Here is a 13,241-nt window from a genome sequence, read left to right on the forward strand (position 1 = left end):
GCCGATGTCTGTCGTAAGTCCTGTGGAAAAGCAGTTTGCTGCTTACAATGCCCATAATATTGAGGCGTTTACCGCCTGTTTTAGCGAGGATTTTATCGCTTTTCGCTTGCCATCCACTGAGCCGTCGCTGCAAGGGCGTGAAGCATTACGTGCCTTTTATGCGACGCATCGTTTTAACAACCCCGCGTTACGTGCCGAGTTGCTCTCATGCACGGTGATGGGTAATAAGGTGTTCGATCACGAAAAAATCTACGGCATCGGCGAGTCGGTGATTGAAAATATGGCGGTTTATGAAGTGCAGGATGGGTTGATCAAAACCGCGTGGTTTTTCTTCGCGCAGTAGGGGTGGTTCGCAGGACGTTGCGCGCCTGTATCGTCAGGCGCGCGAACGATTACTCTTCCTCGTTACCACCCTCTTCAAACGAGCCGAAGGGTTTGGCGGGCAACACGATATAAATGCCTTCGAAAATCGCACCCTGCTTATCTTCGCCAAACAGTTCAACCTGTAGCTGAACGCGTGCTTTGCGCCCGCGCGCCAGGCGATCCAAATCGCCGCTTAGCGAGCCAAGATCGGCGATAGCGCTCGGCTTACCGGTGATCGGCGTGCTATAGCGGATATGCGCATCGGCAAGAATGATGGTGCCGCCGAGATGGCGCTCGCGCAGCATCAGCCAGATCAGCCCCCAACCGGTGAGTGTCGCCAGTGAAAACAGGCTACCGGCGAACAGCGTGTGGTGCGGATTCTGGTTGCCGGTCTCCGGCATGGTGGTGATAAATTTCTGCCCGGTGTACTGCTGAATGCGCACACCCATCTTTTCACTCAGCGGAATATGTTGATACCAGGCCTGCTGCAACTGCCCGCACCAGTCGCCGCGATGCAGAATGTCATCGAGCGTGGCTATCGGTTTGATCATCAAAAAGTGACGTACCGGCGTGGTTTGCGGCGCGGTGATTTCCCCTTCGTTGACGAACCCGAGTTTCGCGAAGAACGCCACCGCATCTTCGCGGGCGCTACAGGTCACGCGTTTTACCCCTTCCTGGCGGGCCACGGACTCCAGCGTCATCGCCATCAGCGTGCCGAGGCCTTTGTCCTGCACGTCCGGGTGTACCGCCATAAAGCGAATAGACCCTTCGTTATCCGCGTTGATATACAACCGACCGATAGCGACAATGTTGCCCTCTTCATCGACAACCATCTGGTGATGTGCCATCGCATCCCAGCCATCACGCTCGGAACCTTTCGGTTGATGCAGCGGTTTACGCAGCATTTCCCAGCGGAACTGGTAATAGAGTTCTAACTCTTCTTCCGTTTGCGGTACGCGAAGGTGGTACATAGCAGCACTCTCTCTTGTAACCAGGGGCCACGCCGCAAGCTGGCTCATACTTGCAACCAGAACGTGACAGGGCCGTCGTTGACCAGCGAAACCTGCATATCGGCAGCGAATCGCCCAGTTTGCGTTTCCATTTGCTGGCTGCGGCAACGTTCAACAAAATAGTGGTACAGCGCCTCGGCTTTTTCCGGCGCAGCGCCCCGGGAAAATCCCGGACGCATTCCACGTTCTGTATCCGCCGCCAGCGTAAATTGCGACACCACCAGCACACTCCCACCAGCCTGCTGGACGTTAAGGTTCATCTTCCCTTCCGCGTCGCCAAAAATACGATACCCCAGCACGCGCTCGCACAGGCGGTTCGCTTTTTGTTCATCGTCTTCCCTTTCGACACCCAACAACACCAAAAGTCCAGGGCCGATTTCGCCCGTCACCTCACCCGCCACGCTAACGCTCGCGCGGGAAACACGTTGAATTAATGCAATCATGGTTGGTCTGCTTCTTCTTGCTGTGCGGCTATTTTGAGTTTTCGGTATTCACCGAGAGTGACAGTTATTTCAGCGCCAAGCAAGACGATACACCAGGTCCAGTAGACCCAGAGGAACAAAATGGGGATGACAGCCAGCACGCCATAAATCAACTGGTAAGACGGAAACATGGTGATGTAGAGACCAAAAATCTTTTTACCTAACTCAAATAACAGCGCCGCGACAAACGCGCCGACGATAGCATCGCGGTTCGGCACACGCGTTGTCGGCACAATGCTGTACAGCAACCAAAAAGAGAGCCACGACAGAATCAGCGGAAATATGCGCAGCACATCATCAATCACGCTATTCAGTTCACTCGCCCAGCGCAGTGACAGTAAGTAGGAGCTTATCGCCAGGCTGGCACCCGCCAGCAGCGGGCCGAGTGTGAGGATCATCCAGTAGACGGCAAATGAATAGACATGCGGGCGTACACGCGTACTGCGCCAGATGGTGTTTAACGCCGAGTCGATGGAGTACATCAGCAGTAGCGATGTCACCACCAGCCCACATGCGCCGACCGCCGTCATTTTGGTGGAGTTCGCCACAAACTGCTCAATGTAGTTCTGGATCACATCGCCAGTGGTGGGAATGAAATTGGCAAACACGAAGTGGCGCAACTGGATGCTGATTTCAGAAAACATAGGAAAAACAGCGAATAAAGCAAACACCACGGCGATCAGCGGCACAATCGAAAGCAAAGAGACGTAGGCGAGATTCCCCGCCAGCGTCGTCATATGGTCTTCATCAATACGCCGCCAAAGCAACCGTAACCAGGCAACAAGCGGGCGCGTGCGATGTTTTGCATGATGCCGCAGATTTTTTAGCATAGCTGTTTCGCGAAATAGTCCGGGATGGTCGTTTTGCTCGTCACCAGGATACTGGTAATGCCCAGTTGTTCCGCACCGGCGATATTGTCCGCATTGTCGTCGAAAAAGACGCTATCTTCGGCAGAAAAACCTTCAAGCGCCAGCACCTGCTGATAAATTCGCGCTTCGGGCTTGCGCATTCCCATCTCCTGGGAAAGATAAATATGGTCAGCCGCCGCCTCAATTTCCGGATATTGCTCCGGCCAGTACGTGGTGTGCAGACGGTTAGTATTCGACAGCACGACAACCCGATGCCCCTGCTCACGCAGTTTGTGCATGATGTCGACAACCTCTTTGCGCAGCGCGACAAACACTGCCTGCCAGCCGGTGGAAAACTGCTCGTAGCTGAGCGGTAGTTCCATTTCATGACACAGCGCTTTGGCGAAATCTTCGTCGCTGATCTCACCGCGCTCATGTTGGTGAAACGGCTCGCCCATGGTGAAACTCTGCTTTAAGGTCGCCAGCGGCACACGGCTAAAATCGCTCCAGACACCCAGCACCCGATTGAAGTCGATGTCGACAATCACGTTACCTAAATCAAAGATATAGAGCATTTCTCTCTCCTTGCCAGCCGTGGAGAGTTAACTGTAGCGGGAAAGTTCTGACTTGAATAGTTCGCGACTTCACGCGAAGAAAATACAGACGTAAAAAACCACCTGCATAGCAGGTGGCATTGATAGCGCCCCATAGGGGCGTACTAAGTCCAGACTCTGAGAGCCTTCCCTTCACACCTCTTTTAGTGGAAGTTGGCTCTCTTCAACTTCATGCTTTTCCTGGTACTTCACGTACTTTCTTATCATTTCTTCGTTTATACCTACGGTATCCACGCAGTAACCCCGTGCCCAGAAGTGATTGCCCCACAACTTATTCTTCCGTAGATAAGGAAATTTACTGAACAATCGAAGGGCTGTTTTACCCTTTAAGTGACCTATTACATGGGAAATTGAAAGCCGTGGTGGCACTTTTACCAGCAAATGAACATGATCTATCTGGACATTCAGCTCCACCACTTCTATCCCGAGCTGTTCACTTGAGATCCTTATCTGTTTATAGACCTCTTTGCCAACATTGTTCCTCAGGATGCGAAATCGGTACTTGGGTGTCCAAACGATATGATATTGACAACACCAGAGCACATGAGATGCTCTCTGGAATCTACTCATGGTTAAATCCTTATCAGTTATGGGGATAACGGATTCGGATTTTCCCATGAGTAGCATTATTGGCAGAGCCAACTTGTTGCTGACCACCTCCATAGGAGGTGGTGTTCATGCAAGGATAAAAAAAGCCGCTGAAAATCAGCGGCTTTTTCACAAGCAAATAAAGAGTGATTACTCTTCTTTCGCTCCGCGCATTGCACGTTTACGGTCGTTTTCCGTCAGGTGACGTTTACGAATACGGATAGAGAGCGGGGTCACTTCTACCAGTTCGTCGTCATCGATGAACTCCAGAGCTTGCTCCAGGGTCATCTTGATCGGCGGAACCAGAACCGTGGCTTCGTCTGTACCAGACGCACGCATGTTGGTCAGTTTCTTACCGGTCAGGCAGTTTACCGTCAGGTCGTTAGAACGGCTGTGAATACCGATGATCTGGCCTTCATACACTTCCGCGCCGTGACCGAGGAACAACTTACCGCGATCCTGCAGACCGAACAGGGCGAACGCAACCGCTTTACCCTGACCGTTGGAGATCAGCACGCCGTTGTTACGCTGGCCCACTTCGCCCGGACGAACATCGTCGTAATGGCTGAAGGTGGAATACAGCAGACCAGTACCGGAAGTCATGGTCATGAACTCAGAACGGAAGCCGATCAGACCACGGCTTGGGATCACGTAGTCGAGACGTACGCGGCCTTTGCCGTCCGGATTCATGTTTTTCAGATCGCCTTTACGCTCGCCCAGCGCCTGCATCACAGAACCCTGGTGCTGCTCTTCAACGTCCAGCGTGACGTTTTCGAACGGCTCTTGTTTGCGGCCATCGATTTCACGGAAGATAACTTTCGGACGGGAAACCGCCATTTCGAAACCTTCACGACGCATGTTCTCGATAAGCACGGACAAGTGCAGCTCACCACGGCCGGAAACGCGGAATGCGTCAGCGTCTTCGGTCTCTTCAACGCGCAGCGCAACGTTGTGCACCAGCTCTTTGTTCAGGCGGTCGAGGATCTGACGTGAAGTCACGTACTTACCTTCTTTACCACAGAACGGAGAGGTGTTGACGTTGAAGAACATAGTCACGGTCGGTTCATCAACAGACAGCGCCGGCAGCGCTTCGACGTTCTGCGGATCGCAGATGGTGTCGGAGATGTTCAGCTCGCCCAGACCGGTGATGGCAATGATATCGCCTGCTTCTGCGATTTCGCTATCAATACGCTCCAGCCCCAGGTGGGTCAGCACTTTGCCGACTTTACCGTTGCGGGTTTTGCCTTCGCTATCAATGATAGTGACTTGCTGGTTCGGTTTTACTTTACCGCGCTTGATACGACCGATGCCGATTACACCAACATAGTTGTTGTAGTCGAGCTGGGAGATCTGCATCTGGAACGTGCCGTCGAGATCGACGTTCGGTGCAGGGACATGGTCAACAATCGCCTGGTACAGCGGAGTCATGTCTTCAGCCATGTCTTCGTGGTCCATACCCGCGATACCGTTCAGCGCAGAAGCGTAAACGATCGGGAAGTCCAGCTGCTCGTCGGTCGCATCCAGGTTTACGAACAGGTCGAATACCTGATCGACAACCCAGTCCGGACGCGCGCCAGGACGGTCAACTTTGTTGATTACCACAATCGGTTTCAGGCCATGGGCAAATGCTTTTTTGGTCACGAAACGCGTTTGCGGCATAGGGCCGTCAAATGCGTCAACCACCAGCAGCACGGAATCGACCATGGACATCACACGCTCAACTTCACCACCGAAGTCGGCGTGCCCTGGGGTATCAACGATGTTGATACGGTAATCATTCCATTTGATAGCGGTGTTTTTAGCGAGGATGGTAATCCCACGCTCTTTCTCCAAATCGTTGGAGTCCATCACACGCTCTTGAGTTTCAGCACGTTCGTCGAACGTACCGGATTGCTGCAGCAGCTTGTCAACCAGGGTGGTTTTACCGTGGTCAACGTGAGCAATGATGGCGATGTTACGCAGATTTTCGATCACAACTTTGCCTCAGGCATTAGAAATAGCGCGTTATTGTACACGTATTAATCGAAGGACTAAACAGGATCACAAACATCCTCCGCAAACAAGTATTGCAGAGTTGCTTTGTGATCGCTTTCACGGAGCGTTAAAAGGGGCATTTAACGAAAATTGCACCAATATAGTGCCCAGTGTTCACATAAAGGCACTATATTGGTGCAACATAACCATCATGGTGCAGCCCTTTTGCACTATACCGAGCATGATAACGCCTTTTTAGGGGCATTTAAAAGTTGGCATAGATTTCGCTTTAACGATTGTACGATAACTACGCCAGCTTACGTAGTAATTAGAAGACCTCGTTACCACGACGACAATGACAAATCCGGGAGAGTTTAAGTATGTCCGCTGAACACGTTTTGACGATGCTGAATGAGCACGAAGTGAAGTTTGTCGATCTGCGCTTCACCGATACCAAAGGTAAAGAACAGCACGTCACTATCCCAGCCCATCAGGTAAACGCCGACTTCTTTGAAGAAGGTAAAATGTTTGATGGTTCTTCGATTGGTGGCTGGAAAGGCATCAACGAATCAGACATGGTGCTGATGCCGGACGCGACTACCGCTGTCATTGACCCGTTCTACGAAGAGTCTACGCTGATCATTCGTTGCGATATCCTCGAACCAGGCACCATGCAGGGCTACGACCGTGACCCGCGCTCCATCGCTAAACGCGCTGAAGAATACCTGCGCTCCACCGGTCTGGCAGACACCGTTCTGTTTGGGCCAGAGCCGGAATTCTTCCTGTTCGACGACGTGCGCTTCGGCAGCTCCATTTCCGGTTCCAGCGTCGCTATCGACGATATCGAAGGCGCATGGAACACCTCCACCAAATACGAAGGTGGTAACAAAGGTCACCGTCCGGCTGTGAAAGGCGGTTACTTCCCGGTCCCGCCGGTCGATTCATCACAGGATCTGCGTTCCACCATGTGTCTGGTGATGGAAGAGATGGGCCTGGTTGTTGAAGCTCACCACCACGAAGTGGCAACGGCTGGTCAGAACGAAGTGGCTACCCGCTTCAACACCATGACCAAAAAAGCCGACGAAATTCAGATTTACAAATATGTGGTGCACAACGTTGCTCACCGCTTTGGTAAAACCGCGACCTTTATGCCGAAACCGATGTTCGGTGATAACGGTTCCGGTATGCACTGCCACATGTCCCTGTCCAAGAACGGCACTAACCTGTTCTCTGGCGACAAATACGCTGGCCTGTCTGAAATGGCGCTGTACTACATTGGCGGCGTAATCAAACACGCAAAAGCGATCAATGCCCTGTCTAACCCGACCACCAACTCTTACAAGCGTCTGGTCCCGGGCTATGAAGCGCCGGTAATGCTGGCTTACTCTGCGCGTAACCGTTCTGCGTCTATCCGTATTCCGGTTGTCGCTTCTCCGAAAGCGCGTCGTATCGAAGTGCGCTTCCCGGACCCAGCTGCTAACCCGTATCTGTGCTTCGCAGCGCTGCTGATGGCTGGTCTGGATGGCATTAAAAACAAAATCCACCCGGGCGAAGCGATGGACAAAAACCTGTATGACCTGCCGGCTGAAGAAGCGAAAGAGATCCCGCAGGTTGCAGGCTCTCTGGAAGAAGCGCTCAACGCGCTGGATGCTGACCGCGAGTTCCTGACTGCTGGTGGCGTATTCACCGACGACGCTATCGATGCTTACATCGCGCTGCGTATCGAAGAGAACGACCGTGTTCGCATGACGCCGCACCCGGTAGAGTTCGAATTGTACTACAGCGTTTAAGAATTAAGACTCGGCAGAAGTCTTGTCGCAGCAAGGCGGCAACCGAATATGTCCCGAATCACTGAGTTCGCTAACTGATTCGGGCGAATGAGGTAGCCAATGCAGCTATGGTAAGAAAGATGCCAGAGGATTTTTAGTTGCCGTGGAACTTTTAGCCCATCCCTGGATGGGCTTTTTTCTCCACCAACAATCTGATCTAACGCGCTTTTTACCAATAAAACGCTATACTGCACTAAATTAGTGCACACCTCCGGGAGACTGCTAAATGGCAAGCGGCGTGCTGCCCGATGCTGGGCAGATCCTCAATTCTTTGATCAACAGCATCTTGCTGGTTGATGACGACCTGGCGGTACATTACGCCAACCCTGCGGCACAGCAACTGCTGGCGCAAAGCTCTCGTAAGCTATTCGGCACACCGCTCCCCGAACTGCTGAGTTACTTTTCCCTGAACATCGATTTGATGCGGGAAAGTTTGCACGCCGGGCAGGGGTTTACCGATAACGAAGTGACCCTCGTTATTGACGGGCGCTCACACATTCTTTCGCTGACGGCGCAACGTCTGCCGGATGGTTTGATTCTGCTGGAAATGGCGCCGATGGATAACCAGCGCCGTCTTAGCCAGGAGCAGCTCCAGCATGCCCAACAAGTTGCGGCGCGCGATCTGGTACGCGGTCTGGCGCATGAAATTAAAAACCCGCTTGGCGGTTTACGCGGCGCGGCGCAGTTGCTGAGCAAAGCCCTGCCCGATCCGGCGCTGCTGGAATATACCAAAGTGATCATCGAGCAGGCTGACCGCTTGCGTAACCTGGTTGATCGCCTGCTGGGGCCGCAGCAACCGGGGATGCATGTTACCGAAAGCATTCACAAAGTGGCCGAGCGCGTGGTGAAACTGGTTTCAATGGAGCTGCCGGAGAACGTCACCTTAACCCGTGATTACGATCCAAGTTTGCCGGAGCTCGCGCACGATCCCGACCAAATCGAGCAGGTTTTACTGAATATTGTGCGTAACGCTTTGCAGGCGCTGGGACCGGAAGGGGGTGAAATTATTCTGCGCACCCGTACCGCCTTCCAGCTGACGCTGCACGGCGTGCGTTATCGCCTCGCGGCGAGAATAGATGTGGAAGATAACGGCCCGGGTATTCCGTCGCACCTCCAGGATACCTTGTTCTACCCGATGGTGAGCGGACGCGAAGGCGGTACCGGGCTGGGGTTATCTATCGCACGCAGTTTGATTGATCAACATTCTGGCAAAATTGAATTTACCAGTTGGCCAGGCCATACCGAATTCTCGGTATTTCTGCCTATTCGGAAGTAGAGGTGTTTATGCAACGAGGGATAGTCTGGATCGTTGATGACGATAGCTCCATCCGTTGGGTGCTGGAACGCGCGCTCACCGGGGCTGGCTTGAGTTGTACAACGTTTGAAAGTGCCAATGAAGTGCTAGATGCACTCACCACCAAAACCCCGGATGTACTGCTTTCGGATATTCGTATGCCAGGGATGGATGGTCTTGCGTTATTGAAACAGATCAAACAGCGCCATCCGATGCTCCCGGTCATCATTATGACCGCGCATTCCGATCTTGATGCGGCGGTCAGCGCGTATCAACAGGGGGCATTCGATTATCTGCCCAAACCGTTTGATATCGACGAAGCTGTCGCGCTGGTTGAACGCGCTATCAGCCATTATCAGGAACAGCAGCAGCCGCGCAATGTGCAGGCCAGCGGTCCGACGACTGACATTATCGGCGAAGCACCAGCGATGCAGGATGTGTTTCGCATTATCGGTCGCTTGTCGCGCTCGTCGATCAGCGTATTGATTAATGGTGAATCGGGGACCGGTAAAGAACTGGTGGCGCATGCGCTGCATCGCCACAGCCCGCGCGTGAAAGCGCCGTTTATCGCCCTCAATATGGCGGCTATTCCGAAGGATTTGATTGAATCGGAACTATTTGGTCACGAAAAAGGGGCGTTTACTGGCGCGAATACGATTCGTCAGGGACGGTTTGAACAAGCCGATGGCGGGACACTGTTTCTGGACGAAATCGGCGATATGCCGCTCGATGTACAGACACGTTTGCTGCGCGTGCTGGCCGATGGCCAGTTTTATCGCGTTGGCGGCTATGCGCCGGTGAAGGTCGATGTCCGCATTATCGCCGCCACGCACCAGAATCTGGAACAGCGCGTTCAGGAGGGCAAATTCCGTGAGGATCTGTTCCACCGCCTGAACGTGATCCGCGTGCATTTGCCGCCGCTGCGCGAACGCCGGGAAGATATTCCGCGTTTAGCACGCCACTTTTTGCAAGTCGCCGCACGTGAGCTGGGCGTGGAAACGAAGCAACTGCATCCGGAAACCGAAACCGCGCTAACGCGTCTGGCATGGCCGGGTAACGTCCGCCAACTGGAAAACACCTGCCGTTGGTTAACGGTTATGGCCGCAGGCCAGGAAGTGTTGATTCAGGATTTGCCAGGCGAGTTGTTCGAAACCACCGTGCCGGACAGCCCTTCGCAGAGTTTGCCAGACAGTTGGGCAACACTGCTGGCGCAATGGGCGGATCGCGCATTGCGTTCCGGTCATCAAAATCTGCTTTCTGAAGCGCAACCCGAAATGGAGCGCACATTACTGACCACGGCCCTGCGCCACACGCAGGGCCATAAACAGGAAGCGGCGCGGCTGCTCGGATGGGGTCGTAACACCCTGACGCGTAAGTTGAAAGAACTGGGAATGGAGTAGTGTGCAGGTGAAGTGTAAAGAATGAACCACGATCGCAAATTGCCGCTATTTTGCGCTTTACTGTTACCGGCAGTGACGTATGATCTTGCCCGTTCATGGGAGAGGTCATCATGCTGGAATCATTAATCAATGTGGTCACTGCAGGCGTAGAAGCAGGCGCGTCGGCAAGCCACACACCGCAAACGGCCATCGCGGCTATTCTGTGTGCCGCGCTGGTTGGGCTGTTTAGTTAATCTTCGCGTTATGCTGCGCTTATCAGGCCTACAGAACGTATTTTGTAGGCTTGATGCGCCGTCTTCGTTAAATCACTCGTGAAAACTGCTGCAAACGCGCTTTGCGACGCAGATAAGCATCGAAACACATGCAGATATTGCGGATCAGCAAACGCCCTTTCGCTGTGACTTGCAACCCTTGCTCGCTCATTGCCACCAGCCCGTCTTCCACCAGCGGCGCCAGCAGGCGCAAATCCTCGGCAAAATAGTCACGGAAGTTAAGATCCCAGGCGCGTTCCACCGCATCGAACTCAAGGCGGAAGTTACAAATTAGCCCTTTGATCACATCGCGGCGAATACAGTCATCACGGGTTAACGCGATGCCGCGCCACAGCGCATTTCCGCGCTCGTCCACTTGCTGATAATAGTGTTTCAGCTCTTTTTGATTTTGCGCGTAACTGTCGCCGATCATGCTAATGGCAGAAACGCCCAACCCCAGCAGATCGCTGTCACCCTGCGTGGTGTATCCCTGGAAATTACGGTGCAGTACACCTTCACGCTGAGCAATAGCCAGCTCGTCGTCCGGACGGGCAAAGTGATCCATACCAATAAACTGATAACCGGAGCCGGTCAGCGAAGCGATGGTTTGCTGCAAAATATCGAGTTTCTGCTGCGCTGTTGGCAAATCAGCGTCTTTGATTTTGCGCTGTGCGGCGAATAATGTCGGCAAATGCGCATAGTTAAAGACGCTCAGGCGATCCGGGCTCAGCGCCGCCACGCGTTGTAACGTGAAAGCAAAGCTTTCCGGCGTCTGTTTTGGCAGGCCATAAATCAGGTCAATATTGGTCGAGGTAAAACCAATATCGCGGGCGTGATTGAGCAGCACGAAGATAAACGCTTCATCCTGCTCGCGATTGACCAGACGCTGAACCTCTTTGTTGAAATCCTGCACGCCCATACTCAGGCGATTAAAGCCTTCGCTACGCAGATGATCGAGCACATCCAGTTCGATTTCGCGCGGATCAACTTCGATCGAGATTTCCGCATCAGCATCAAACGCAAAATGACCGCGCAGCAGGCTCATCAGCCGACTGATTTGCGCTTTGTTCAGATAGGTCGGCGTACCGCCGCCCCAGTGCAACTGGCTGACGTGGCGACCAGAGAATAACGGCGCACGGTGAATAATTTCCTGCTCGAGCGCGTCCAGATACTGATCGGCTTTATGCTGCTGGCGGGTGACAATTTTATTGCAGCCGCAGAAGTAGCACAGCTTGTGACAAAACGGGATGTGCACATACAGCGACAGCGGTCGCTCAGGATAACGCACCACAGCCTGGCGAAAATCGTCTTCGCCGTAAGCGTCGGAAAACTCCAGCGCGGTGGGATATGAGGTGTAACGCGGCCCGGAATAGTTATATTTCTGGATCAGGGCCAGATCCCAGTCGATGACTTGCTCAGACATTGTTTACTCCTTCCGATGACGCCGCTGGCGGTTCCGGCGGCCCGGCCTGACCTCGTTTCGGGTCATAAGCCGGTTGCGCAGCCACAGTTTGCGCCGCGACAACCGCTGTAGTTTAACGAATAACCACACCAGATAACATATAACCGGAAGGGTTATAAGCAGGACAGAAAGCCCCATAGAAAAGGATTAGTTGCCGCCCTTCAGCAGACGCATCATATCTTCTTTGCCTTCTTCTTCCTCTTCTTCGTCATCATCGTAAGAGAGGCCGAGTTTCTGCATCAGTTCATCAATGCGATCCAGTTTGGCATCGACCCACGCCTGATCGTCAGCGCTCAGGGTTTCCCCCTCTTCCAGACGTTCCAGTAGCGCGTCCAGGCGCTCATCCGTTTCCAGCATTTCCAGCTCAGCCTGCGGTGAAAGCATAGGTTTCTCGCTCTTAGGTTTGTGCTGCTTGTTGACCGGCGTGTCGGTGACACCCAGCGGGATCGGTTTTTTACTGCCAATACGCGGATCTTTTTGTTGTTTACCCCTTCCGGAGCCAGAAGCGCCGTCACCACCGTTCGCACGGCTACCTGAAGCATTACCGCGGTGCTTTTTCTCACGCTTACGATCGCGGCCTTCCTGATTTAACTCTTCACGGGTTTTACGGCGCACTTTACCGCGCGGATTGGTGGACGGTTTTTTCATATGAGTGTTCTTAAGTCGTTTTTCATCAGTATAGAATTGCGGCGGAATCTAGCAGAAAGCAAGCAAAGAAAAAAGGCGACAGTGCAAACTGTCGCCTTTTTTCTTGACCCTTAACCCGTAATGGGTTTTACATTCCGTGTTCGCTATCAACTTGCCCTGTTTATCCCTTAGCGTAGAACGTTCCCTGTTACGGTTCCTTTTCCTTGTTCAACGTCTTCTGACGTTAGTCTCCGGTCTTCGCCTCCTGGCGCTCCTGACCCCTCATTCCGTGAGTTATCCTTCCACAAGCAGCATCCGGCCTTGGTGGGTTACTTTACCCTTCTGAGCTAAACTGACAAGCAGGAAAAGCGCCAGAACCCGCAGTTTAAGAAAATTCTATATACATAACCCTTTGATTAAATAACTTTTAGCCATTTTTTAATCTGCAACTTCTCCGAAAGTTCGTATAACGAAAAGGGCAAATATCTTACACATCGCG

At 52.9% G+C, this 13,241-nt stretch carries 13 protein-coding genes; 5 read left to right on the forward strand and 8 right to left on the reverse strand.

Annotation, left to right across the window (positions count from 1 at the left end; genetic code table 11):
- Window positions 1-4 precede the first annotated feature (4 nt).
- Window positions 5-343 carry a nuclear transport factor 2 family protein gene (locus tag C813_RS45785; RefSeq protein WP_017459693.1) on the forward strand — a complete coding sequence of 113 codons (339 nt, stop codon included), beginning with the start codon at window positions 5-7 and terminating at the stop codon, window positions 341-343.
- Between the two features lie 49 nt (window positions 344-392).
- Here C813_RS45785 and fabY read toward each other — a convergent pair whose 3' ends face one another.
- From fabY to typA, 6 genes are all read right to left on the reverse strand, one after another.
- Window positions 393-1,334 carry a fatty acid biosynthesis protein FabY gene (gene fabY / locus C813_RS45790; RefSeq protein ID WP_025263779.1) on the reverse strand — a complete coding sequence of 314 codons (942 nt, stop codon included), beginning with the start codon at window positions 1,332-1,334 and terminating at the stop codon, window positions 393-395.
- A gap of 44 nt (window positions 1,335-1,378) precedes the next feature.
- On the reverse strand, window positions 1,379-1,816 hold the full coding sequence (dtd, locus tag C813_RS45795) for a D-aminoacyl-tRNA deacylase (RefSeq protein WP_017459695.1): 438 nt from the start codon (window positions 1,814-1,816) through the stop codon (window positions 1,379-1,381).
- Window positions 1,813-2,685 (reverse strand): virulence factor BrkB family protein, encoded by an 873-nt coding sequence (locus tag C813_RS45800; RefSeq protein ID WP_017459696.1) that lies wholly within the window; start codon window positions 2,683-2,685, stop codon window positions 1,813-1,815. The genes dtd and C813_RS45800 overlap by 4 nt, the downstream gene beginning before the upstream one ends.
- Window positions 2,679-3,278 carry a glucose-1-phosphatase gene (yihX, locus tag C813_RS45805; protein WP_017459697.1) on the reverse strand — a complete coding sequence of 200 codons (600 nt, stop codon included), beginning with the start codon at window positions 3,276-3,278 and terminating at the stop codon, window positions 2,679-2,681. The genes C813_RS45800 and yihX overlap by 7 nt, the downstream gene beginning before the upstream one ends.
- A gap of 171 nt (window positions 3,279-3,449) precedes the next feature.
- On the reverse strand, window positions 3,450-3,887 hold the full coding sequence (gene tnpA, locus C813_RS45810) for an IS200/IS605 family transposase (protein WP_025263572.1): 438 nt from the start codon (window positions 3,885-3,887) through the stop codon (window positions 3,450-3,452).
- 168 nt (window positions 3,888-4,055) lie between these two features.
- On the reverse strand, window positions 4,056-5,879 hold the full coding sequence (typA, locus tag C813_RS45815; RefSeq protein ID WP_017460103.1) for a ribosome-dependent GTPase TypA: 1,824 nt from the start codon (window positions 5,877-5,879) through the stop codon (window positions 4,056-4,058).
- 380 nt (window positions 5,880-6,259) lie between these two features.
- Here typA and glnA point away from each other — a divergent pair, with 380 nt between their 5' ends.
- The 4 genes from glnA to C813_RS47290 all read left to right on the forward strand — a co-directional run bounded on the left by glnA (window position 6,260) and on the right by C813_RS47290 (window position 10,635).
- The gene (glnA, locus tag C813_RS45820) at window positions 6,260-7,669 is read left to right on the forward strand and encodes a glutamate--ammonia ligase (protein WP_017460102.1); all 1,410 of its coding nucleotides are present in this window, start codon (window positions 6,260-6,262) and stop codon (window positions 7,667-7,669) included.
- 265 nt (window positions 7,670-7,934) lie between these two features.
- Entirely contained in the window at window positions 7,935-8,984 is a 1,050-nt protein-coding gene (gene glnL / locus C813_RS45825; RefSeq protein ID WP_017460101.1) for a nitrogen regulation protein NR(II), read from the forward strand.
- Window positions 8,985-8,992: 8 nt separating this feature from the next.
- Entirely contained in the window at window positions 8,993-10,402 is a 1,410-nt protein-coding gene (glnG, locus tag C813_RS45830) for a nitrogen regulation protein NR(I) (protein ID WP_017460100.1), read from the forward strand.
- Window positions 10,403-10,512: 110 nt separating this feature from the next.
- The gene (locus tag C813_RS47290) at window positions 10,513-10,635 is read left to right on the forward strand and encodes a YshB family small membrane protein (protein WP_017460099.1); all 123 of its coding nucleotides are present in this window, start codon (window positions 10,513-10,515) and stop codon (window positions 10,633-10,635) included.
- A 67-nt stretch (window positions 10,636-10,702) separates the two neighbouring features.
- Here the strand turns inward: C813_RS47290 and hemN are convergent, their stop codons facing one another.
- Window positions 10,703-12,076 (reverse strand): oxygen-independent coproporphyrinogen III oxidase, encoded by a 1,374-nt coding sequence (gene hemN / locus C813_RS45835; RefSeq protein WP_017460098.1) that lies wholly within the window; start codon window positions 12,074-12,076, stop codon window positions 10,703-10,705.
- 186 nt (window positions 12,077-12,262) lie between these two features.
- A complete protein-coding gene (gene yihI, locus C813_RS45840; RefSeq protein ID WP_017460097.1) occupies window positions 12,263-12,763 on the reverse strand; it encodes a Der GTPase-activating protein YihI in 501 nt (166 codons plus the stop codon).
- Between the last annotated feature and the right edge of the window lie 478 nt (window positions 12,764-13,241).

Origin of the sequence: Kosakonia sacchari SP1, from assembly GCF_000300455.3 — a bacterium.
Lineage (GTDB): Bacteria > Pseudomonadota > Gammaproteobacteria > Enterobacterales > Enterobacteriaceae > Kosakonia > Kosakonia sacchari.

Bases quoted from the DNA above. Each gene is read 5' to 3' on its own strand.
- C813_RS45785 (WP_017459693.1), top strand. From the start codon at position 5: ATGTCTGTCGTAAGTCCTGTGGAAAAGCAGTTTGCTGCTTACAATGCC.
- fabY (WP_025263779.1), bottom strand. From the start codon at position 1,334: ATGTACCACCTTCGCGTACCGCAAACGGAAGAAGAGTTAGAACTCTAT.
- dtd (WP_017459695.1), bottom strand. From the start codon at position 1,816: ATGATTGCATTAATTCAACGTGTTTCCCGCGCGAGCGTTAGCGTGGCG.
- C813_RS45800 (WP_017459696.1), bottom strand. From the start codon at position 2,685: ATGCTAAAAAATCTGCGGCATCATGCAAAACATCGCACGCGCCCGCTT.
- yihX (WP_017459697.1), bottom strand. From the start codon at position 3,278: ATGCTCTATATCTTTGATTTAGGTAACGTGATTGTCGACATCGACTTC.
- tnpA (WP_025263572.1), bottom strand. From the start codon at position 3,887: ATGAGTAGATTCCAGAGAGCATCTCATGTGCTCTGGTGTTGTCAATAT.
- glnA (WP_017460102.1), top strand. From the start codon at position 6,260: ATGTCCGCTGAACACGTTTTGACGATGCTGAATGAGCACGAAGTGAAG.
- glnL (WP_017460101.1), top strand. From the start codon at position 7,935: ATGGCAAGCGGCGTGCTGCCCGATGCTGGGCAGATCCTCAATTCTTTG.
- glnG (WP_017460100.1), top strand. From the start codon at position 8,993: ATGCAACGAGGGATAGTCTGGATCGTTGATGACGATAGCTCCATCCGT.
- C813_RS47290 (WP_017460099.1), top strand. From the start codon at position 10,513: ATGCTGGAATCATTAATCAATGTGGTCACTGCAGGCGTAGAAGCAGGC.
- hemN (WP_017460098.1), bottom strand. From the start codon at position 12,076: ATGTCTGAGCAAGTCATCGACTGGGATCTGGCCCTGATCCAGAAATAT.
- yihI (WP_017460097.1), bottom strand. From the start codon at position 12,763: ATGAAAAAACCGTCCACCAATCCGCGCGGTAAAGTGCGCCGTAAAACC.